Origin of the sequence: Micromonospora sp. NPDC051006, from assembly GCF_044456245.1 — a bacterium.
Lineage (GTDB): Bacteria > Actinomycetota > Actinomycetes > Mycobacteriales > Micromonosporaceae > Micromonospora.
On record NZ_JBITFP010000012.1, the window covers coordinates 55,017 to 76,924 of the forward strand.

Consider the following 21,908-nt stretch of genomic DNA (forward strand, 5'->3'; position numbering starts at 1 on the left):
GTGCGAGAAATCGGCGGGCTATTCGAAGAGGCGGCGGATCACGGCTCGGGCGGCCCGCTGAGGGTCGTCGCCGACCCGGGCCGGTAGCGCGCCGGCGAGCCAGAGCGTGGCGAAGCCGTGCACGATCGACCAGGCGGCGAGGGCGTCCCGCCCGGGGTCGGCCGGACCGCCGACGCGGGCGGCGCGGCCGGCCACCCCGGCCCGCAGCACGTCGCCGGCCCCCTCCCGGGCTGCCCGCACCTCCGGTGCGTCGGCGCGGTAGAGCTCGGGCCGGAACATCACCTCGAAGTGCGCGCGGTGTCGCACCGCGAAGTCGACGTACGCCACGCCGGCGTCGAGCAGGTCGTCGCCGGCGTCGCGCAGCGCGTCGGCCAGCATCTCGAAGCCCCGCACGGCGAGCGCGGTGAGCAGGCCGGCCTTGTCGCCGAAGTGGTGCGCCGGTGCGGCGTGCGAGACCCCCGCCCGGCGCGCCAGGTCCCGGAGGCTGACGGCGGCCGGCCCGGACTCATCGATCACCTCCACCGCCGCGTCGAGCAGGGCACGGCGCAGGTCGCCGTGATGGTAGCCACGCGTTCCGCTCATGCCGCGATCCTAACTTGCCATTGACAAGATGTCGCTCGGCGAGGCATCTTGTCACCGACAAGTTCGAACGAGGAGGAGATCATGGCTCCACTGATCGCACTGATCGTCGGGACCGGGCTCGCCCGGCTGGCCGGGCTGGTCGGGATCGACGCGCTCGACGGCTGGCAGCCCGCGCTGCGGATCGGGCTGGCCCTGATGTTCGCGCTCACCGCCTCCGCGCACTTCGCCGGCGGGCGCCGCGACGACCTGATAGCGATGGTGCCGCCCCGGCTGCCGCGGCCGGACCTCCTGGTGACCCTCACCGGGCTGCTGGAGTTGGCGGGGGCGGTGGCGCTGCTCGTGCCAGCGACCGCCCGCTGGGCCGCGGCGGCGCTGGGGCTGCTCATGCTCGCGATGTTCCCGGCCAACGTCTCGGCCGCCCGGCGCCGCCTCACCCTGGCCGGACGACCGGTCACCCCACTGGCGGGGCGGACCGCGCTGCAGTTCGTGTTCGTCGCCGCCGCGGCCGTTATTTCGTTTGGCCCCTGACTATCAGGGGGCTAACCTGCTTCCCGTGGACCTGGTAACCCTCAACGACGTGCCGATGGGCCGGCTCCTGGTGGTCGCCGGCCACCTCGTCGGCCAGCGGTGGAACCGCTTCCTGGCGGAGAAGTTCAACCTCACCCAGGCCGGCATGGTCACCCTGATGACCCTCGACAAGGACGGCGCGCTGCCGCACCGCGAGGTGGCCCAACGCTGCTTCGTCCGGCCGGCGACGCTGACCGGCATCATCGACACCCTCGAACGCGACGGGCTGGTCGAACGGCAGCGCGACGACACCGACCGGCGCAGCGTCCGGCTCGCCATCACCCCAGCCGGCCGCGAGCGAGTCGCCGCGATCGGCGCCCTCATCCGAGCGGGCCGGCCGCTCACCTCGGTCGACGCCGATCCCGCCAAGGCGGCGGTGATCCGGGCCTTCCTGCTGGAGGTCATCGGTAGTGGAGAGGAACCACGCATGATCGAACCCACCGACCTGCCGGACGGCCAGCAATGCTGATCCGACTGCTCCGCGGCCACCTGCGCCCCTACTCACGGCCACTGGCCCTGGTGGTGCTGCTCCAACTCGTCGGCACCATGGCATCGCTCTACCTGCCCAGCCTCAACGCCGACATCATCGACCAGGGCATCGCCCGCGGCGACACCGCCTACATCATGCGTACCGGCGGCTGGATGCTGCTGGTCAGCCTGGTCCAGATCATCTGCTCGATCGCGGCGGTCTACCTCGGTGCGCGGACCGCGATGGGCTTCGGCCGCGACGTCCGGGCGTCGATCTTCGGGCACGTCAACCGCTTCTCCGCCCGCGAGGTCGCCCGATTCGGCGCGCCCTCGCTGATCACCCGCAACACCAACGACGTGCAACAGGTGCAGATGCTCGTGCTGATGAGCTGCACCATGCTGGTCGCCGCACCGATCATGAGCGTCGGCGGGGTGGTGATGGCGCTCCAGGAGGACCTCGGGCTCTCCTGGCTGATGCTGGTCAGCGTGCCGGTTCTGGCCGTCGCGTTGAGCCTGGTCATCCGCCGGATGGTGCCCGGTTTCCGGCTCATGCAGACCCGGATCGACACCGTCAACCGGGTACTGCGCGAGCAGATCACCGGCATCCGGGTGGTCCGGGCGTTCGTCCGGGAGCCGTACGAGACGGACCGCTTCGCGGTCGCCAACGCCGATCTGACCGCGACCGCGCTGCGCACCGGCCGGCTGCTGGCGCTGATCTTCCCGGTGGTGATGCTGGTGCTCAACGTCTCCAGCGTCGCCGTGCTCTGGTTCGGCGCGCAGCGGGTCGACTCCGGGGCGATCGCGGTCGGCGCGCTCACCGCGTTCCTTCAGTACCTGATGCAGATCCTGATGGCCGTCATGATGGCGACCTTCATGCTGATGATGGTGCCCCGGGCGGCGGTCTGCGCCGAACGGATCACCGAGGTGCTGGACACCGACTCGTCGGTGGTGCCGGCCCCGAGCCCGGTCGCCGAGCCGCCGAGCCGGGCCGAACTTGAGCTGCGCGGGGTGCGCTTCCAGTACCCGGGCGCGGCCGAGCCGGTGCTGCGGGACATCTCGTTCCGGGTCACCCCGGGAACGACCACGGCGATCATCGGCAGCACCGGCGCGGGAAAGACCACCCTGCTCTCGCTGATTCCCCGGCTGGTCGACGTCACCGACGGCGCCGTCCTGGTCGACGGGGTCGACGTCCGGGAACTGGCGCCGGACGAGCTGTGGCGTCGGATCGGCCTGGTGCCACAACGGCCCTACCTCTTCACCGGCACGGTGGCGAGCAACCTGCGCTACGGCAACCCGGACGCCACCGACGCGGAGCTCTGGGCGGCACTGGAGATCGCCCAGGCCTCCGACTTCGTCGCGCAGATGCCGGACGGGCTGAACGCCCCGATCGCGCAGGGCGGCACCACCGTCTCCGGCGGGCAGCGGCAACGCCTCGCGATCGCCCGCGCCCTGGTACGCAAGCCGGAGATCTACCTCTTCGACGACTCGTTCTCCGCGCTCGACCTGGGCACCGACGCGCGGTTGCGGGCGGCGCTGCGGCCCGTCACCGCCGACGCCGCCGTGGTGATCGTGGCCCAACGGGTCTCCACGATCGTCGACGCCGACCAGATCATCGTGCTCGAGGACGGGGGAGTCGTCGGAGTGGGACGACACGAGGAACTACTGCAGAGCTGCCCGACGTACGCCGAGATCGTCGCCTCGCAGCAGACCGCGGAGGTGCCGGCATGACCGCGAACGGGCGGCCGGGCGCCGCCGTACCCGCGCAGAAGCCGGCCAGCGAAGGGCGGACGCCGAAGCGGCTGCCGCCCGGCGGACAGCGCGGCGGCCCGCCGTGGATGGGCGCCGGGATGCCCGCCGAGCGGTCGATGGACTTCGTGCCGTCCGCCCGGCGGCTGCTCGGCCGGCTGCGCCCGCACCGGCTCAACCTGATGGCGATCATCGCGCTGGCGGTGGTGAGCGTCGGGTTCAGCGTGGCCGGGCCGAAGATCCTCGGCCACGCCACCGACCTGATCTTCACCGGCGTGATCGGCCGGCAGATTCCGGCGGGAAGCACCACCGAGCAGGCCGTGGCGGCGGCCCGGGCGACCGGCAACGACGCGTTCGCCGACATGCTGGCCCGGATGAACCCGGTGCCCGGCGCGGGCATCGACTTCGGCGCGCTGGGCCGGGTGCTCTCGCTGGCGCTCGCCCTCTACCTCGCCGCCAGCCTGCTCATGTGGTGGCAGGGCTGGCTGCTCAACGGCGTGGTGCAGCGCACCGTGCTGACGCTGCGGGCCGACGTGGAGGCGAAGCTCAACCGGCTGCCGCTGCCCTACTTCGACCGGCAGCCCCGGGGTGAGCTGCTCAGTCGGGTCACCAACGACATCGACAACATCTCGACGAGCCTCCAGCAGACGTTGAGTCAGCTGCTCACCTCGCTGCTCACCGTGGTCGGCGTGCTCGGCGCGATGTTCTGGATCTCGCCGCTGCTGGCCCTGGTGGCGCTGGTCGCCGTGCCGCTGTCGGTGCTGGTCACCCAGCGGATCGCCAAGCGCTCGCAGCAGCAGTTCATCGCCCAGTGGCGGCACACCGGCGAGCTGAACGGCCAGATCGAGGAGGCGTTCACCGGCCACGAACTGGTCAAGGTCTTCGGTCGCCAGCGCGAGGTGCAGGCCGCCTTCACCGAGAAGAACGACGAGCTGTTCCGGGCCAGCTTCGGTGCGCAGTTCGTCTCCGGGATCATCATGCCGTCGATGATGTTCATCGGGAACCTCAGCTACGTGGCGATCGCCGTGGTCGGTGGCCTGCGGGTCGCGTCCGGGTCGATGAGCCTCGGCGACGTGCAGGCGTTCATCCAGTACTCCCGACAGTTCACCCAGCCGCTGACCCAGGTGGCCTCGATGGCCAACCTGCTCCAGTCCGGGGTGGCCTCGGCCGAGCGGGTCTTCGCGGTGCTCGACGCCGACGAGCAGAGCCCCGACCCGGCGGTGCCGGCCCGGGTGACCGACCCGCACGGCCGGGTCGAGTTCGACCACGTCTCGTTCCGGTACGAGCCGGACAAGCCGCTGATCGACGACCTGTCGCTGGTCGCCGAGCCGGGGCACACCGTGGCGATCGTCGGGCCGACCGGCGCCGGCAAGACCACCCTGGTCAACCTGATCATGCGGTTCTACGAGTTGGACGCCGGCCGGATCAGCCTGGACGGCGTGGACATCACCACGATGCGCCGCGACGACCTGCGGGGGCGGATCGGCATGGTGCTGCAGGACACCTGGCTCTTCGGCGGCACCATCCGGGACAACATCGCCTACGGACGCCCGGACGCCACCGAGGAGGAAATCCTGGCCGCGGCCCGGGCCACCTTCGTGGACCGGTTCGTGCGCAGCCTGCCGGACGGCTACGACACGGTCATCGACGAGGAGGGGAGCAACGTCAGCGCGGGCGAGAAGCAGCTGATCACGATCGCCCGGGCGTTCCTCGCCGAGCCGTCCCTGCTGATCCTGGACGAGGCGACCAGCTCGGTCGACACCCGGACCGAGGTGCTGCTCCAGCGGGCCATGGCCGCGCTGCGCTCGGACCGGACCAGCTTCGTCATCGCGCACCGGCTCTCCACCATCCGGGACGCCGACCTGATCCTGATGATGGAGAACGGCCGAATCGTCGAGCAGGGCACGCACGAGCAGCTGGTCGCTGCGGGCGGCGCGTACCACCAGCTGTACCGGTCGCAGTTCAGCCAGGCGCTCACCGACTCCGACGAGCCCGACGACGGCGCCGGACGACGGCCCGCGCCGGCCCAGGGGGCGCTGTCGTCGTGACCGACGTGCGGGCCGCCGGCGCCGGGCCCGAGGTACCAGGTGCCGGCACCGGGTCCGACGTGCCGGGTGCCGGCGCCGGGCCCGGCGCACGGCGCGCCGGCGCGGGGTCCGGTTCAGCCGGGCAGCAGGTCGGTGCTGTGGGCGGCCACCACGCCGGTGACCAGCCGGAGCGCGGCCTCGACCGGCATCGGGTCCAACCCCCGGCCGTCGCGCAACCGCAGGGCGACCAGCCCGCCGGCGGCCTCCCGGGCACCGATCACCGCGACGTACGGCACCCGGCGGCGGGCCGCGTCACGGACCCGCGCGCCGAGCGAGCCGGCCGCGTCCACCTCGACCCGCAGCCCGGCCGCCTCGCCCCGCCCGGCGAGGTCGGCCGCGGCGGCGGCCTGCCCGTCGTCGACCGGAAGCACCGCCAGCTGAACCGGCGCGTACCAGGCCGGGAAGGCGCCCTGGTGCACCTCGATGAGGTACGCGAAGAGCCGCTCCATGCTGCCGACCAGGCTCCGGTGCACCATCACCGGCCGCCGCCGCGACCCGTCCCGGTCGGTGTAGGACAGGTCGAACCGCTCCGGCTTGTCGAAGTCGAGCTGGACGGTGGCGAGGGTCGACTCGCGGCCGGCGGCGTCCACGATCTGGATGTCGATCTTCGGCCCGTAGAAGGCGGCGTCCCCCGGCGCCTCGGCGTACTCCAACCCGGCCAGGGCGGCGCGCAGCAGCTCCTCGGCGCGCGCCCACTGGGCGTCGTCGCCGACGTACCTCTGCCCCGGTCCGCGCAGCGACAGCCGGAGCCCGGCGGGGCGGACGCCGAGCGCGGCGTGCGCCTCGCGGATCAGCCGGAGGATCTCGGCGACCTCCTCCCCCACCTGGTCCAGCGCGCAGAAGTTGTGCGCGTCGTTGAGCGAGATGGCTCGTACCCGGGACAGCCCGCCGAGCACCCCGGAGCGCTCGGACCGGTACATCCCACCCAGCTCGGCGATGCGCAGCGGCAGCTCCCGGTAGGAGCGGCCACGGGCGGCGAAGACCAGGGCGTGGTGCGGGCAGAGCGCCGGCCGGAGCACGAACTCGTCGTCGTCACTCACCCGCATCGGCGGGAACATGTCGTCGGCGAAAAAGCCGAGGTGGCCGGAGAGTTCGAAGAGTTCCCGCTTGCCCAGCGGTGGCGAGTAGACGTGCTGGTAGCCGGCCCGCCGCTCCAACTCCCGAACGTACTCCTCGACCGCGTGCCGGGCGGCGGCGCCGGCCGGCAGCCAGATCGGCAGCCCGGCACCGGCCAGCGGGTGGGAGACGAACAGGTCCAGCTCACGGCCGAGCCTGCGGTGGTCGATCATGTCGCTCTCCTTGATCGGGTACGACCCGGAGGCGATCTGATCACCGAACGCCGCGCGGCCGTCGGGGGCGGATCGCCCCGGGGCCTCGTCGACGAAGACGTCAGTGCGGCGCGCCGGGGATTCCCGGCGTCGTGGTCAGATCCGCGCTGCGCATGCGGCGACGGTAACCGCGCGTCGGCCGCGTCCGCAGCCGGATTTACGGCCGGGACTCCCGCTCCGGCTGCCACCGGCAGGTGGTCGCGGCCGGTGGTGGACAGCGTCGGCGGTCTACTGCGTCGGAGGGATCCGGCCGCCGGACCGCACGAGCCACTCGCCGGTCTCCCAGTCCGACGGGCCGTCGTCGATGCGATAGCAGAGGTCGAAGCGGATCCCGAGTCCCGACCAGGGACTGCGGATCGGCACGACCCGGAAGATGTCCTCCAGACCCGGAGCGGTCATCCCCTGGGGGTCCGGGAAGAGCAGTTCGAGCTGGGCACGGGTCAGGTCGGTCCAGAGGGCGAACTGCCACTCCGGGTACGTCCGCCACGGGTCGTGGACCAGTTCGAACCGGGGCTCCCGCCCGACGACGAAGTCCGCGATGCCGTGCTGGAGCTCGCCCGCGGTCGACGGGAGCACGAACGGCCACGGTTCACCGGTGGGATAGCGGTACATCGTCGCGGTCGAGGCGACGGCAGCCACCAGGCTCTGCCACTGCTCGGGCCGGACGGCGCAGGTGGGCAGGTTCACCCCCGTGTGGTCGACGCGCGGAACGTGCCCGGCGAGCCGGCGGGCCAGCTCCGCCAGCTCGATCCCGGCCGGCGGGCCCTGCTCGTCGGGTGCCGCCCCACCGCCGACGCCGATGGTCTGCCCGGTGTCGAGAGCGATCTCCGGCTCCGGCACGTCGGCCAGCAGGAATGTGGTCTCCGGCCGGGCTCCGTCCGGCCGCGGCGGGGTGAGCGTGAGGCGGCCGACCGCCGCCGAGGCGTACGGCACGTCGGCGAGCAACGTACGCAGGTCGGTGAGGAAGGCGTGCGCCACAGGCGTGTCGGGCAGCCGGAAGGTGATCTCGGAAAGCCGGGCCATGCGGCCGACCGTACCGGCGTGCCCCGGCGGACCGGGACAGATGATCATACGAATCTTCGGCTGGTTCGTCGTGCCCCCGAGAGGGGCGGGCGGCCGGCACGGGACCTGCCGGCCGCCCACCGCGGCCCGGTCGTCGGAAACGGGGGATCCGACGGTCACGGGGCCGCGCGCCGACAACGGTACGCCGACGTACGCCGATCCGCCGACCGTCGCGCAGCCCGTGACCTGCGGGCCCGGACGGTCGTTGTACCTGGGTGGCCCTGCCGTGTCGGCGGTCACCACCGGCCAGGGCTGTCCACGGTGACGCCGGACACGCCGTCAGGCTCAGTACACCCAATCGGCCGGATCCGGCGAGGTGGCAGCCGTGCCCGAACTACTCACTGACGTCGCTTCGCCGACGTGGGCGTACCTCGCGCTGCTCGGTCTCCTGGCGGCGGACGCCTTCATCCCGGTGATCCCCACCCAGGCCATCATGATCACCAGCGGGGCGCTCACCGTGTACGGCGGGCTGGACCTGCCGCTGACCATCGCCGTGGGAACCCTCGGGGTGCTCGCCGGGGACGTCGCCTGCTACCTGCTCGGCCGCAGCGCGCCCGACCGTCGGGCCCCCCGACATGCCGAGCCGAGCCGGACCCGACGGGTCGCCGACCGGGTCACCCAGGGGTTACGCCGCCCCGGGCCGCTGGTGATCCTGCTCTGCCGGTTCGTGCCCGGCGGCCGGATGGCGGCCCACTTCTCGGCCGGCCGCAGCCGCTACCCGTACCGACTCTTCATGATCTACGAGACGGCCGCCGCGCTCGGCTGGGCGACCTACGGCGCGATGGTGGGGCACCTCGGCGGGACCGCGCTGACCGAATCGGCCTGGCGGCTCGTGGTGATCGCCGCCGTGGCGGCGGCCGGTTTCGCCGCCGCCGGTTGGGCGATGACCCTGGTCAGTGCCCGGCACGCCCGCGCCGAGGTCCCGGTCGACTGACCCCGCCCGCCGCCATGGCCGGTCGGCCGCATCCGGCGCCGCCAGGCGTTCCGTCAGGGCGGGCCTCCGTCGACGGGCGGCGTCCGACCGCGGGCCTCCGGCGCCGGCAGGCGTACCCGCAGGGGGCGTGACCGCGCGTCCTAGGGGTGGTCCCGGGGATCGATTTCGGTGGCCGGCCCCGATCCGCTTCGGGTGGTTCCGGCGACAGGCTGAGGCATGCCTGGAACCCGGAGCGCCGGCCTGCTTGCCCTCGGCGGAATCGCCTTCGCGGCCCTGCTCGCCGTGATCGGCCACCTAGAAGTCAACGACGATCTGAACCCGTGGGCGCTGACCGTGAGCGACTTCGCGGTCTCCGACCGGGGCGGTGTCATCGACGTCGCCATGGTGCTGCTCGCGCTCGCCACCGCGGTCCTGCTGCCCGGCCTGCGCCGCACCGGGCCGCGCTCCCCCGCCGCCGAACTGCTGCTCGGGGCCTGGGTGGCCGGGCTGGTGCTGGCCGCCCTGGTGCCGACGAACGAGCCCGGTACGCCGATGAGCACCGCCGCGTACCTGCACCGGTACGCCTCGGTCGTCGCGTTCCTGGCGCTGCCGGTCGCCGGCTGGCTGCTCGCCCGCCGGGCCCACCTCGCCCCGGTCGCCGGGTTGCTGCGCGGCCTGGTGCTGACCAGCCTCGTCCTCGCGGCGGCGATGATCTGGTCCGCCTATCCCGGCGACCGGCTGCTGATCGGCCTGGCCGAGCGGCTGCTCATCCTCGCCGAGGTCGCCGTCCTCGCCACCATCGCCCTCACCCTGAGCAGGGCACCCGGCGATCATGCAGTTGTGGTGCCTCGCGAAAGCGGCGTTCCGGCCCGGAACGCCCACCACAACTCCATGATCGGCGCGTCGAAGGGGGTTACTCCAGTTCGTGGAGCATGAGCTGGCGGGCGGCCTCGGTGATGGAGCCGGAGAGGCTCGGGTAGATGGTGATGGTCTGGGCCAGCTCGTTGACGGTCAGGTTGTTCTCCACCGCCATGGTGATCGGCAGGATCAGCTCGCTGGCCTTCGGTGCGACCACCACACCGCCGATCACCTGCCCGCTGGCCGGGCGGCAGAAGAGCTTCACGAAGCCGTCGGCGAGGTCGTCCATCTTGGCCCGGGCGTTGCCGGAGAGCGGCAGCATCACCTGCCGGGCCGGAACCTTGCCGGCGTCCACCTCGTCCTGGGAGACCCCCACCGTGGCCAGCTCGGGGTCGGTGAAGACGTTCGCGGCGACGGTACGCAGCCGCAGCGGGCGGACCGCCTCGCCGAGCGCGTGCCACATCGCGATCCGGCCCTGCATGGCCGCGACGCTCGCCAGCGGCAGCACCCCGGTGCAGTCGCCGGCGGCGTAGATGCCGGGGACGTTGGTCCGGGACACCCGGTCGACGGTGACGTAGCCGCCGCGGGCCAGCTCGACGCCGTACTCGGCGAGCCCCAGGTTGGCCGTGTTGGGGATGGAGCCGACCGCGATCAGCGCGTGCGAGCCGTACACCTTGCGGCCGTCGGAGAGCTCGACCTCGACGCCCGTCTCGGTGCGGCGGACCGCGTCGGCGCGGGAGTTGTTGAGGATGCTCATCCCCCGGGCCCGGAACACCCGCTCGATCGCCGAGGCCGCGTCGGCGTCCTCGTGCGGCATCACCCGGTCGCGGCTGGAGACCAGGGTGACCTCGACGCCCATCGCGAGGTACGCGCTGGCGAACTCGGCGCCGGTCACGCCGGAGCCGACCACGATCAGGTGCTCGGGAAGCTCCGGCAGGTCGTACACCTGGCGCCAGGTCAGAATCCGCTCGCCGTCCGGCAGCGCGGTGGGCAGCTGGCGCGGGGTGGCGCCGGTGGCGACCAGCACGGTGGCCGCCTCGATCGAGTACTCGTCGGCGCCGTCGGTCGGGGTGACCAGCACCCGGTGGGTGTGACCGAGCGTGTCCTCGCCGAGCCGGGCGGTGCCGGCCACGAAGGTGACCCCGGCCTTGAGCAGCTTGGCGTGGATGTCGGCCGACTGGGCCAGTGCGAGGCGCTTGACCCGCTCGTGCACCGCCCGGGCGTCGACGGTGACCGCCTCCAGCCCGTCGGAGTGCACCCCGAACTCCTCGGTGTCCCGGTAGCCGGTCACTACCTCGGAGCTGGCGATGAAGGTCTTCGACGGTACGCAGTCGGACAGCACGCAGGCCCCGCCGGCGCCCTCGGCCTCCACCACGGTGACCTCAGCGTCCAGCTGCGCGGCGACCAGTGCCGCCTCGTAGCCGGCCGGCCCCCCGCCGATGATCACGATCCGGCTCACAGCGTTCGCCCTTCGTCGATGCTCACAGTGACTTTCTTCTCCCGAACGCGTCCGACACGCACTGTCGTATTCTCCCCCACCCGCCCGCCGGGCTATCGTCATCGCCGTGCGTCTTCACGCCGCCTACGGCTCAAACCTGGATCCCGCCCGGATGCGCGCCTACTGCCCGCATTCGCCGATGGTGGGCACCGGTTGGCTGGAGGGCTGGCGGCTGACCTTCGCCGGCGCCGACGTGATCGGCTGGGAGGGCGCGGTGAGCACCGTGGTCGAGTCCCCCGGCGACCGGGTCTTCGCGGCGCTCTACGACATCCACCCCTACGACGCCGCCCAGCTCGACGAGATCGAGGGCGTCACCGCCGGCACCTACCGCAAGCTGCACGTCCGGGTCTCGACCCTCGACGGCGACGTGACCGCGTGGGTCTACGTCTTCGACGGCTACGAGGGTGGCCTGCCGACCGCGTGGTACCTCTCGGAGATCGCTACCGCCGCCGAGAAGGCGGGCGCGCCGGACGACTACGTCACCGAGCTGCGGTCCCGCCCCACCGGCACCGCGTCGGCCTAGAGGCTGTCGCACGCTGCCAGTCTGCTACCGCCGCGACCCGGGCCGCTCGCCGACCCCGGGCAGCGTCGTCAATCACACACCGGCCCCCGGCGCGGCCGGTACGACCAGCTCGTACATGTCGGTCCACCGGGTCTCGGCGAGCCCGACCGAGCGGTAGAGCGACAGCGGGGTGGTCGGGTTGGCCAGGTCGACCCCGAGGCCGGCCGAGCTGCGGCCCTTCTCCGCGTAGCGGGCGAACGCCCGGCGCAGCAACGCGGCGCCCACCCCCCGACGCCGGAAGGCGGGCAGCACGGAGAGGCTGCGGACGAAGCCCTCGTTCTGGTCCAGCGCCTGGTCGGAGGATTGCAGCGCGCCGGCCGCCACCCCGTCCACCTCGGCGACGAACCACTCGTCCCAGGTGGTGCCGTGCTGGGTGATCTTCTTGCGCCACTCGGCGTAGCCGAGCGGCTCGTAGTCGGGGGTGTCCCGGAACGCGGTGTCGAAGATCCGGTGGAACTCCCGCAGGTCCAGCTCGTCGTCGGGGCGGACCGGGCGGACCGTCACCCCGGGCGGCGGGGGCGGCTCGGCGGGCAGGTCGGCCAGCGAACGGCGCATCCGGACGTAGCGCTTCGCCAGGGTGAAGCCGGCGTCGCCCAGGGCGCGCTGCCAGTCCCGCTCCGGCTCGAACACCGCGCACCGCACGGTGAGCGCCGGCAGCTCACGCTCGGTGGCCCGCTCGGCGACCCGGTCCAGTTGGCGGGCCAGCAGCGGGCCGCGTACCTGGTGCCCGTGCTCCGGGTCGACGTAGACCTCCACGAACTCTCGCCCGACGCCGGTCGGGTTGTCGACGCTGGCCCAGCCGACCACCGTGCCGTCCGGGTCCAGGGCCAGCCAGTGATCCCGGGCCGGATCGATGTACGGGCCGGTCAGCGCCGCCTCGACATCCTCGGCGTCGAAGTCGGGATAGCCGACGGCGAAGGTGTCCGCGGCGTGCACCACGGCGAGGATCGCGGGGACGTCGTCGAGGGTGGGCCGGCGCGCGCTCCAGCCAGCGGGAAGGGTCACACGGCCGATCCTGGCAGGGGACGCCGCGACGCGCCGCCGATTTACCGCCCGGCGCGCGGCGGGCGGCCGCCGGTCAGGCGGCCGGGCCGGACCGGGCCACCGGGCCCGACTGCGCCCGGGCGGCGGTCAGCAGGTCGAGCAGCTCGACGCCGTCGACCGGGCCGAGCGCCGCGAACGCCGGCGCGGCCAGCCGGTCGGTCACCGCCTCGGCCCAGAGCCGGCGGCGGACCAGCGGCCCGACCGGCGGGTAGGGCGGCGCCCATCCGCAGGCCATCGCGCCCGCCTCCCCCTCCGGCCCGGCCAGCACCGACTCCAGCGGCGTCATCCCGCTGGCCCGGACGGCGAGCAGGTAGGCGCCGGCGAAGTGCTCCCGGAGCAGTCGCAGCGCCGCCGCGGCCCGCGCCCCGGCCGTCCGGCCCGGCACCGGCATCGCCCGCCAGGCGGCGAAGAGCGGCATGCCGCTGGCGTCGGCCGCGCCGACCGCGCGTTCCAGCAGCCCGGCGAGCCGGTCGACCCCGGGAACGCTGTCCAGGTGCTGCGAGCCCCACCGGCAGCACTCGGCGAGCGTCGCGGCGGCCACCTCGAACGGCCGGACGGTGCGGGCTGCGCCGTCCCAGCCGTCGGCCACCGCGTCCGGCGCGATGAAGCCGAGCGCGGCGGCCGCCGTCTCGGCGCGTACGTCACCGAGCGCGCCCGCCCGGCCGCTGACGTAGAAGGCCCAGCCGGAGATGCCGAGCAGTCGCGCCCGGCGCAGGGTGATCGGGCAGCGGCTGAACGCGTCGCCGAGGTCGAGCACCATCGGCTTGCTGGCCGCCGCGACCTGCTCCGGCGTCATCGGGCCTGCCCGCGCGCGCCGGAGCGAGCCGGTCCCACCCGCATCCCACGTCCGTCCATCGAGGTCAGTCTGCCTCTTCACCGCCCGTCCCGGCAGCCCCCTCGTCGGCCTCCAGCGCCTCCACCGCCGCCTCCACCTCGCCGGTGCGCCGCCGGGCCGTGGTGAGCGTCCGCTCCGCCCCCCGCCGGGCCAGCTTGGCCCGGCTCAGCTCCTGCTCGGCGACCGCCCGCCGCCGCTCCAGCTCGGCCAGCTCGGTCTCGATCCCGTCGAGCGCGGCGGCGCCGTCCTGCTCGGCCGCCGTCGCGTCCGCCAGCTCCGACTCGGCCCGCCGCTGATCGGTACGCGCCTTCGTCAGCTCCCGTTCCAACGCCCGGCGCTGCCGCGCCCGCTCGGCCCGGGCGGCGCGCTCGGCCTGCGCGGCACGTTCCGCGGCCCGGTCGGTGGACCGGCCGCCCGGTGCCCGCTGGGCCGGAGCCCGTCCGGTGTCCCGCCGGGTCCGGCGCTCCGCCGCCTCCTCGCCCTCCTCGTCGCCCCCGGTGACCAGGCGCAGCTGCGGACGGGGGGTCTCGCCGAAGCCGGCGTAGCTGGCCGCCCGAAGCAGCCGCCCGGCCTGGATCTGCTCGGCCACCTCGGTGTCGGCGAGCGCCGCGTTGAGGGTCGCCTCCACCTCGGCCAACGGCAGCTTCCCGGCCGACGGGGCGCCGGCCTCCCCGGCGGCGAGCTTGCGCACCTCGGCGACGAGCGCGCCGACCACCGCCCGCCGCTGCGCGGAGAGTTCCCGCAACCGGGGCCCGCGCAGCTCGCGCTGGGCGGAGCGCAACGCCTCGGCGAGCTGCACCAGGTCGGCGACCAGCTCGGGCCGGCGGATCGCGAGCAGGTTCACCAGCCAGGCGGCCACGGTCGGGCGGCGCAGCCGGGCGATCTGCCGGGCGGCCGCCGGGTCACCCGCGCCCCGGGCCTCGGCGACCGCCGCGTCCCGGGCCGCGACGAAACGGTCCGGGGGCGTGCTGTAGAGCTGCCGCACCAGCTCGGCGGAGGGGTCGGCCATCGCGTCAGGCGTCCAGCCGGGTACCGGGCTCCAGCCGCTGGTACTCGGTGTGGGACAGCGCCGTGTACTGGCGGTCGAGCACACCCAGCCCGTTCGTGTTGAGCAGCGCGTCGTGCAGCGCGTACGCCCGGCGCGGCGCGACCGCCCGGATGAAGTCGACCACCTCGGAGAACTTCGACCAGGGAGCGTGGATGGGCGCGAAGAGCGTGTCGACCGGCTGGTCCGGCACGACCAGCGAGTCCCCCGGGTGGTAGACCACGTCGTTGATCAGGAAGCCGAGGTTCGCCACCACCGGGATGTCCGGGTGGATCACCGCGTGCTGCCCGCCGTAGGCGCGGATCGCCACCCCGGCCGCGGTGAACCGCTCACCGGGCTGGACCTGCTGCAACACCTCCGCCGCGTCGGCCAGGGGCGCGGCGAGCGAGGCCGGCCCGTGCACCGTGAAGGGTCGCCGGTCGAGCTGGCGGGTGATCGCCTCGGCGTTCAGGTGGTCCGGGTGCTCGTGCGTGATCAGTACCGCGTCCGCCCCCTCGAGCGCCGCCGGGTCGCTGAAGATCCCGGGGTCGATGACCAGCACGCCGCCGTCGTGCTCCACCCGGAGGCAGGAGTGGGCGTACTTGGTGAGCTGCATCGTGACTCCTCGATTATCGAATCGTGACGTCCTCAGCGCAGTCTGCCGGAACCGGCGTGCTGGCGCGCCGCGTCCGAGGTATCGCCCATCCGGGCGAGCAGAGGGGAGCGGGGATGGACGTGCGGGAACGACGCCGCCGCGGCGCGCCGTTGGCGGCGCTCGGACTGGTGGCGGTGCTGGTGCTGGGCGGCTGCGGAGCCGGCGGCTCCGGCGGTGACTCGGCGACCTCGAACGAGGCGCCGGCAGCCGGTGCGGCGGACCGCGACGCGGCGGGCGGCGGCGCGCCGGCCGAGGCCGGGGCGGGCGCGCCCGACCTGCGCGTCGACCAGCGCTCGATCATCTACACCGGAACGATGCTGGTCCAGGTGGACGATGTGGACACCGCCGCTCGCAGCGCGGTGACGGCGGTGACCGCGGTGGGTGGCTTCGTCGGTGGCGACCAGCGCTCCAGCTCGGACGCGGACGCCCGGGCGGAGCTGGAGCTGCGGGTGCCGGCGGCGAGGTTCACCGCGGTGATCGACGAGCTGGCCAAACTGGGCCGGCAGGAGCGGCGGGAGATCCACACCCAGGACGTCACCGAGGAGACCATCGACCTGGACGCGCGGATCGCGAGCCAACGCGCCCGGGTGGAGAGCGCCCGTCGGCTGCTCGCCCGGGCCACCACGATCACCGATCTGGTGTCGCTGGAGGGCGAGCTGGCCCGGCGGGAGGCCGACCTGGCCTCACTGGAGGCGAAGAAGCGGCGGCTGGCCGACCTGACCGCGCTCTCCACCATCACGCTGACCCTGGTGGGGCCGGACGCGAGCACGGCGGACGAGGAGTCCGAGATCGGCTTCCTGGTCGGGTTGAGCGGCGGTTGGAAGGTCTTCCTGGCCTCGATGACCATCCTGCTGACCGTGCTGGGCGCGGTGCTGCCGTGGCTGATCGCCTTCGGCGTACCGGTGGCGGTGCTGCTCGTGGTGCTGCGCCGGCGGCGTCGTCGTCGGCCCGCGGCAGCGGTCAGCGCGCCGCCGCCAGTGCCCGCAGCGCGGTCTGCACCATGACCCGGACGCCGGCCGGGATGGCCCGCTCGTCGACGTCGAACGAGGCGCGGTGCAGGTCGACGTTGGGCCCGGACCGGCCGACGCCCAGCCGGGCCAGCGCGCCGGGGACGTACTCCAGGTACCAGGAGAAATCCTCGCCGCCCATGCTCTGCGGGGTCTCCGCGACGCCCTCCGGGCCGAGGGCGGCCGTGGTGGCGGCGGTGAGGATCTGGATGGCCCGCGAGTCGTTGCTGACCGGCGGGCGGCCGCGCAGGTACTCCAGGTCGACGGTGGCGCCGGTCGGGGCGATCACGTCCCGCACCACCTGAGCGACGATCTTCGGCGCCAGCTCCCAGGTGTCGCGGTCCATCACCCGCAGGGTGCCGGCCGCGCACGCCTCGGAGGGGATGACGTTGTAGCGGGTGCCGGCCGACGCGTGGCCGAAGACCAGCAGCAGCCCGCTGTTGGCCGGTACCCGGCGGCTGACCAGCGCGGGCACCTCGGTGACCAGTCGGCCGAGCGCGTCGACCAGGTCGACGGTGAGGTGCGGGCGGGCGGTGTGCCCGCCGGGCCCGGTCAGCCGGACGGTGACGTTGTCCGCGGCGGCGGTGATCGGGCCGACCCGCAGGCCGATCTGGCCCACCGGGAGGTTGGGGTCGCAGTGCAGCGCGAAGATCTGCACCACGTCGTCCAGGCCGCCGGCCTCGATGACCTCCAGCGAGCCACAGGGCAGGATCTCCTCGGCCGGCTGGAAGATCAGCCGGACCCGGCCGTCCAGTTCGCCGAGGGCGGCGAGCTGACCCAGCAGCATGCCGACGCCGAGCATGATCGAGGTGTGCACGTCGTGGCCGCAGGCGTGGCAGACGCCGTCCACGGTGGAGCGGTAGGGGACGTCCTTGACGTCGGTCAGCGGCAGCGCGTCGATGTCCGCGCGCAGCGCGACCACCGGACCGTCGGGGCGGCCGTTGATGTCGCAGAGCACGCCGTTGCCCTTGGGCAGCATCCGGGGGTTCAGCCCGGCCAGCGAGAGTTCCCGGGCGATCAGCGTGGCCGTGGCGAACTCGTTGCCGGAGAGTTCCGGGTGCGCGTGGATGTGACGACGGGTGGCGATGAGGCCGGGTACCCGTAGCGCGAGCAGGTTGTCCAGCTCGAACGGCAGGGGGTGGGACCCGGATGGCGCCTCCGGCCAGGGCGACGCCAATTGGCTGCCGGTCGGCAACATCATCGCACTCGTCACGTCGAATTCTCGATCACTAGAGATGGATGGATCATCGGGAACAGCAGACAGCCTAGACCTCCGCCGGTGACGCTGCGCAACCTCGTTACGGTAGTGATCGGACCGCGCAGCGTCACGAATGCCCTGCTGAGAGCGCTCGGGGATCGATGGGACAGCAGGTAGATCGCGTTCGAACGCCGTCATCCGCCGTCTCACCTCCTACAACGCGTAACCGATTCAGCGGTCACGAAATCGAGCGTCCGTACTAGGCCTCTCGTTGCGAATTGTCGCATTAGTCGGTCTGATGAACCGACACTCCGGCAATTAGCCGACCACTCCCCGCAACGAACGGCTACCGACGCTCACATGCACCGGTGCGGGAAGACCGCACAGGGTGTCCGTCCCCGTTCACCCGGTCGGGGTACCCGCAAACCTCGTGGGCACACACCACGCCGGTCGGGGCCACGCCGCACCAGCCGGGGACTGTCTTCGACTGTAGCGCTCGACGAACCCGACTATCACGCACCTGACCAGCGGAAACACGACAGCAACCCGGCACCGGGGACCGGTGCCGGGTTGCGGTGCGCCGAATCAGAACCGGTCGGTGGGCCGGTAGAGGCCCCACGCCTCGCGCAGCGTCCCGCAGACCTCACCGACTGTGGCCCGGGCCCGTAGCGCGTCCTTCATCGGGTAGAGCACGTTCTCGGTGCCGTCGGCGGCGGCACGCAGCTCGGCGAGGGCCCGCTCCACCGCGCCGGCGTCCCGGGTCCGCCGCAGCTGGGCCAGGCGCTCCGCCTGCGCCGCCTCGATCGCCGGGTCGACCCGAAGTGGCTCGTACGGCTCCTCGTCGTCGATCCGGAACCGGTTCAGCCCCACCACCACCCGCTCGCCGGAGTCGATCTCCTGGGCGATCCGGTACGCGGACTGCTCGATCTCCCGCTTCTGGAACCCGGCCTCGATCGCGTCCACCGCCGAACCGTGGTCGGCGACCCGGTCCATCAGCTCGATCGCCGCCGCCTCCAGCTCGGCCGTCATCGCCTCGACCACGTACGAGCCGGCGAACGGGTCGACGGTGGCCGTCAGGTCCGTCTCGTACGCCAGCACCTGCTGGGTACGCAGCGCCAGCCGGGCCGCCTTCTCGGTGGGCAGCGCGATCGCCTCGTCGAAGCTGTTGGTGTGCAGCGACTGGGTGCCGCCGAGCACCGCGGCGAGCCCCTGCACCGCGACCCGGACCAGGTTCACCTCGGGCTGCTGGGCGGTGAGCTGCACCCCCGCGGTCTGGGTGTGGAAGCGCAGCATCATCGACTTCGGATCCTTCGCGCCGAAGTCGTCGCGCATCAGCCGGGCCCAGATCCGCCGGGCCGCCCGGAACTTGGCGACCTCCTCGATCAGCGTCGTCCGGGCCACGAAGAAGAACGACAGCCGGGGGGCGAAGTCGTCCACCGCGAGCCCGGCGGCGAGCGCGGCCCGGACGTACTCCACCCCGTTGGCCAGGGTGAACGCGATCTCCTGGGCGGGGGACGCCCCGGCCTCGGCCATGTGGTAGCCGGAGATGGAGATGGTGTTCCACTTCGGCACCTCGGCCCGGCAGTAGCCGAAGGTGTCCGCGACCAGCCGCAGCGAGGGCTTCGGCGGGAAGATGTACGTGCCCCGGGCGATGTACTCCTTGAGGATGTCGTTCTGGATGGTCCCGTTCAGCGCCGAGCCGGGGACGCCGTTCTCCTCCGCCACCAGTTGGTAGAGCAGGAGCAGCACCGAGCCGGGGGCGTTGATGGTCATCGAGGTCGAGACCTTGTCCAGCGGGATGCCGTCGAAGAGCAGCCGCATGTCCTCGATGGAGTCGATGGCCACACCCACCTTGCCCACCTCGCCGTGCGCGATCGGGTCGTCGGAGTCGTAGCCCATCTGGGTCGGCAGGTCGAAGGCGACCGAGAGGCCCATCGTGCCGGCCCGCAGCAGCTGGTGGTAGCGCGCGTTCGACTCGGTGGCGGTGCCGAAGCCGGCGTACTGACGCATGGTCCACGGGCGGGAGGTGTACATGGTGGGGTAGACCCCGCGGGTGTACGGGAACTCGCCGGGGCCGCCCAGCCGGGAGTCCAGTTCCGCCGGGAGGTCGGCCGCCGTGTAGACGCCCTTGATCGGGAAACCGGACTCGCTTGACCGCCGTTCGCTCATTACCGGATGGTAGGACGCCGGGCGGCCGGACCGGGTGAGGGATACCGCACACTGCGTCCACGAAGGTCGACCTCAGGTGAACAGCCGGGTACGGAACGTGGACTTCGATAAACGTCCGACGCGTCGGCTTTCGCATCGGGCGTCGGAACCAGCAAGATAGGGGGGTTGTGTCCCAGCCCCCTCGATATCCCCCGGTGGCTCTTCTGTGACTCAGATCCCGACCTGGAGCGGCGGACCTGCCAGTCCTCCCAACGGGCGCGCGGCACCCGGCACCACCATCGGTGGTCGCTACTCGCTGCGCTCCTCGGTGGGCAACGGCGGCATGGGTACGGTCTGGCGTGCCACAGACACCCTGCTGCGGCGGGACGTGGCGGTCAAGGAGGTCGTCCTCCCCCCGGGGCTGGCCCCCAGCGACCGTGACGCGATGTACGAGCGCACGCTCCGCGAGGCCCGGGCCGCCGCGGCGATCCAGCACCCGGCCGTGGTGCAGGTGTACGACGTGGTCACCGAGGGTGGCCGGCCGTGGATCGTGATGGAGCTGCTGGACGCCCGCAGCCTCGCCGACATGGTGATCGAGGACGGCCCGGTCGCCCCGCGCGCGGTGGCCAAGATCGGCATCGCCCTGCTCGGCGCGCTGGAGGTGGCGCACGCGATCGGCGTGCTGCACCGCGACGTCAAGCCGGCCAACGTGCTGATCTGCTCCGACGGCCGCTGCGTGCTGACCGACTTCGGGGTGGCCCGGATGCCCACCGACGTGCAGCTCACCACGCCCGGGATGGTGCTCGGCTCGCCGCACTTCATCTCCCCCGAGCGGGCCATGGGCCAGGAGTTCGGCCCGCCCAGCGACCTCTTCTCGCTCGGTGTGACGCTCTACACGGCGGTCGAGGGGCGCCCCCCGTTCGACAAGGGTGACCCGATCGAGACCATGCACGCGGTGGTCGAGGACCCGCCCGCCCCGCCGCAGCGCAGCGGCCCGCTGACCCGGGTGCTGATGGGCCTGCTGGAGAAGGACCCGAGCCGCCGGCTCGACGTGCACACCTCCCGGGCCATGCTCCGCGAACTGCTGGCCGGCCCGCTGGGCAGCACCGCCACCGCCGTGCACTCGGTGACCGACCCGTACGCCGTGGTGCCCGTGCAGCGCCCGGTCTCGCCCCCACCGCCGGCCCAGCCGGAGCCCAAGCCCAGCGGCCAGATCGGCGGGCGGGCGATGCTCGGCCCCGGTGAGTCGCTGACCGACCGGCTGGCCGAGCTGCGCCGGGGCGAGCGGCCGAAGCCTGCCGCCGCCGACGCCGCCGCCGCGCTCGACGAGACAAGCGCCGACGCGCTGGCCGGTCCGTTGCACACGCCCACCGGCGCGATGCCGACGCCGGGCCGCCCGGCGACCGGCCGCACCTACGGTGGCGCCGACGCCACCCAGCGGGTGGACGCCGGCGCCCACCCGGACGCCACCCAGCGGGTCACCTGGGGCGCCCGACCGGACGCCACCCAGGCCGTCCCCTACGCGGGCGGGTCCGACGCCACCCAGCGGGTGGGGGGCACCTACGGCGGCGGCCAGTGGTCGGTGCCGGGCACCGGCCAGCCCTGGGCCGCGCCGGCCAACCCGCCCGGCGCGGGTGGCAAACCGCTCGACCGGGCCCGCCGGATGGGCGGAGAGCTGGTCGGCACCGTCAAGGGCTGGCCGCGCAAGGTCCAGCTCGCCGCGGCCGGTGGGGTCGCCGTGCTGCTGCTGATCGGGGTGATCGCCCTGTCCAGCGGCGACGACCCGGCACCCCCGGCGCCGCAGGCCCAGCCGACGGCCACCGCACCCGCCGGCCCCGGCGTCGAGATGCAGGAGCACTCCGCCCGCGGCGTCCAGGTGATGGTCCCTAAGGGCTGGGAGCGGGCGACCGGCGGTCTCTACATCGACTACGTCGACCCGGAGGACTCCGGGCGCAAGGTGCGCATCCTCACCGAGAACTTCGGCGGCAGCAGCTCGATGCGCTGGGCCGAGATCGCCGAGGGCGGGCTGAAGAAGGCGAAGTCCTGCCCCAAGCCGTACACCCAGCTCTCGATGACGGAGCAGGAGCTGGCTGGCAAGGCGGCCGCCGAGTTCGAGTACACCTGCGGCGAGGGCGACACCAGACGGCACGGCGTCTGGCGGGGCGTGGTCAGCGGCGGAAAGATCTACTCGTTCTACCTCAGCTCGACCGAGGCGAAGTTCGCGGAGAGCAAGCCGATCTTCGACGAGATGGTGCGCACGTTCCAGCTCACCGCCGCGGGCTGAGCCGGAGGGAACCGTCAGCGGTGATCCGCCGGCGTGCTATCA

The 21,908-nt window shown here is 73.1% G+C and carries 19 protein-coding genes; 9 read left to right on the forward strand and 10 right to left on the reverse strand.

Going from position 1 to position 21,908, the window contains the following annotated elements; all coding sequences use genetic code 11:
- Positions 1–18: 18 nt before the first annotated feature.
- On the reverse strand, positions 19–582 hold the full coding sequence (locus tag ACIBBA_RS19435; RefSeq protein ID WP_396698963.1) for a TetR/AcrR family transcriptional regulator: 564 nt from the start codon (positions 580–582) through the stop codon (positions 19–21).
- 81 nt (positions 583–663) lie between these two features.
- Here ACIBBA_RS19435 and ACIBBA_RS19440 point away from each other — a divergent pair, with 81 nt between their 5' ends.
- Genes ACIBBA_RS19440 through ACIBBA_RS19455 form a run of 4 tightly spaced genes read left to right on the forward strand, consistent with a single transcriptional unit; the run spans position 664 to position 5,411 of the window.
- Entirely contained in the window at positions 664–1,110 is a 447-nt protein-coding gene (locus ACIBBA_RS19440; protein ID WP_396698965.1) for a DoxX family membrane protein, read from the forward strand.
- 25 nt (positions 1,111–1,135) lie between these two features.
- Complete coding sequence (locus ACIBBA_RS19445) at positions 1,136–1,618, forward strand: MarR family winged helix-turn-helix transcriptional regulator (RefSeq protein ID WP_396698967.1); 483 nt, start codon at positions 1,136–1,138, stop codon at positions 1,616–1,618.
- Complete coding sequence (locus ACIBBA_RS19450; protein ID WP_396698969.1) at positions 1,612–3,345, forward strand: ABC transporter ATP-binding protein; 1,734 nt, start codon at positions 1,612–1,614, stop codon at positions 3,343–3,345. The genes ACIBBA_RS19445 and ACIBBA_RS19450 overlap by 7 nt, the downstream gene beginning before the upstream one ends.
- The gene (locus ACIBBA_RS19455; protein WP_396698971.1) at positions 3,342–5,411 is read left to right on the forward strand and encodes an ABC transporter ATP-binding protein; all 2,070 of its coding nucleotides are present in this window, start codon (positions 3,342–3,344) and stop codon (positions 5,409–5,411) included. The genes ACIBBA_RS19450 and ACIBBA_RS19455 overlap by 4 nt, the downstream gene beginning before the upstream one ends.
- Before the next feature lie 113 nt (positions 5,412–5,524).
- On the opposite strand, the gene thrS is transcribed toward ACIBBA_RS19455, so the two are convergent.
- On the reverse strand, positions 5,525–6,739 hold the full coding sequence (gene thrS / locus ACIBBA_RS19460; RefSeq protein ID WP_396698973.1) for a threonine--tRNA ligase: 1,215 nt from the start codon (positions 6,737–6,739) through the stop codon (positions 5,525–5,527).
- Between the two features lie 267 nt (positions 6,740–7,006).
- Complete coding sequence (locus ACIBBA_RS19465) at positions 7,007–7,801, reverse strand: hypothetical protein (protein ID WP_396698975.1); 795 nt, start codon at positions 7,799–7,801, stop codon at positions 7,007–7,009.
- 364 nt (positions 7,802–8,165) lie between these two features.
- Here ACIBBA_RS19465 and ACIBBA_RS19470 point away from each other — a divergent pair, with 364 nt between their 5' ends.
- Entirely contained in the window at positions 8,166–8,774 is a 609-nt protein-coding gene (locus ACIBBA_RS19470) for a DedA family protein (protein WP_396698977.1), read from the forward strand.
- Positions 8,775–8,990: 216 nt separating this feature from the next.
- Positions 8,991–9,689 carry a DUF998 domain-containing protein gene (locus ACIBBA_RS19475; protein ID WP_396698979.1) on the forward strand — a complete coding sequence of 233 codons (699 nt, stop codon included), beginning with the start codon at positions 8,991–8,993 and terminating at the stop codon, positions 9,687–9,689.
- On the opposite strand, the gene ACIBBA_RS19480 is transcribed toward ACIBBA_RS19475, so the two are convergent.
- A complete protein-coding gene (locus tag ACIBBA_RS19480; protein ID WP_396698981.1) occupies positions 9,667–11,070 on the reverse strand; it encodes an NAD(P)H-quinone dehydrogenase in 1,404 nt (467 codons plus the stop codon). The two genes, ACIBBA_RS19475 and ACIBBA_RS19480, sit on opposite strands and share 23 nt — an antisense overlap.
- Positions 11,071–11,176: 106 nt before the next feature.
- Between ACIBBA_RS19480 and ACIBBA_RS19485 the strand changes: the two genes are divergently transcribed.
- Positions 11,177–11,632 carry a gamma-glutamylcyclotransferase gene (locus ACIBBA_RS19485; RefSeq protein ID WP_350867388.1) on the forward strand — a complete coding sequence of 152 codons (456 nt, stop codon included), beginning with the start codon at positions 11,177–11,179 and terminating at the stop codon, positions 11,630–11,632.
- 72 nt (positions 11,633–11,704) lie between these two features.
- On the opposite strand, the gene ACIBBA_RS19490 is transcribed toward ACIBBA_RS19485, so the two are convergent.
- The 4 genes from ACIBBA_RS19490 to ACIBBA_RS19505 all read right to left on the reverse strand — a co-directional run bounded on the left by ACIBBA_RS19490 (position 11,705) and on the right by ACIBBA_RS19505 (position 15,190).
- Positions 11,705–12,676 (reverse strand): GNAT family N-acetyltransferase, encoded by a 972-nt coding sequence (locus ACIBBA_RS19490; protein ID WP_396698984.1) that lies wholly within the window; start codon positions 12,674–12,676, stop codon positions 11,705–11,707.
- Between the two features lie 73 nt (positions 12,677–12,749).
- Entirely contained in the window at positions 12,750–13,511 is a 762-nt protein-coding gene (locus tag ACIBBA_RS19495; protein ID WP_396698986.1) for a hypothetical protein, read from the reverse strand.
- A 64-nt stretch (positions 13,512–13,575) separates the two neighbouring features.
- A complete protein-coding gene (locus ACIBBA_RS19500) occupies positions 13,576–14,559 on the reverse strand; it encodes a hypothetical protein (RefSeq protein ID WP_396698988.1) in 984 nt (327 codons plus the stop codon).
- Between the two features lie 4 nt (positions 14,560–14,563).
- On the reverse strand, positions 14,564–15,190 hold the full coding sequence (locus tag ACIBBA_RS19505; RefSeq protein ID WP_396698990.1) for an MBL fold metallo-hydrolase: 627 nt from the start codon (positions 15,188–15,190) through the stop codon (positions 14,564–14,566).
- Positions 15,191–15,303: 113 nt separating this feature from the next.
- Between ACIBBA_RS19505 and ACIBBA_RS19510 the strand changes: the two genes are divergently transcribed.
- Positions 15,304–16,233 carry a DUF4349 domain-containing protein gene (locus tag ACIBBA_RS19510; RefSeq protein ID WP_396698991.1) on the forward strand — a complete coding sequence of 310 codons (930 nt, stop codon included), beginning with the start codon at positions 15,304–15,306 and terminating at the stop codon, positions 16,231–16,233.
- Here the strand turns inward: ACIBBA_RS19510 and ACIBBA_RS19515 are convergent.
- On the reverse strand, positions 16,190–17,449 hold the full coding sequence (locus ACIBBA_RS19515; RefSeq protein ID WP_396698994.1) for an amidohydrolase: 1,260 nt from the start codon (positions 17,447–17,449) through the stop codon (positions 16,190–16,192). The two genes, ACIBBA_RS19510 and ACIBBA_RS19515, sit on opposite strands and share 44 nt — an antisense overlap.
- A 570-nt stretch (positions 17,450–18,019) precedes the next feature.
- Entirely contained in the window at positions 18,020–19,603 is a 1,584-nt protein-coding gene (locus ACIBBA_RS19520) for a methylmalonyl-CoA mutase family protein (protein WP_350867400.1), read from the reverse strand.
- 205 nt (positions 19,604–19,808) lie between these two features.
- Here ACIBBA_RS19520 and ACIBBA_RS19525 point away from each other — a divergent pair, with 205 nt between their 5' ends.
- Entirely contained in the window at positions 19,809–21,866 is a 2,058-nt protein-coding gene (locus ACIBBA_RS19525; protein ID WP_396698996.1) for a serine/threonine-protein kinase, read from the forward strand.
- Positions 21,867–21,908: the final 42 nt, after the last annotated feature.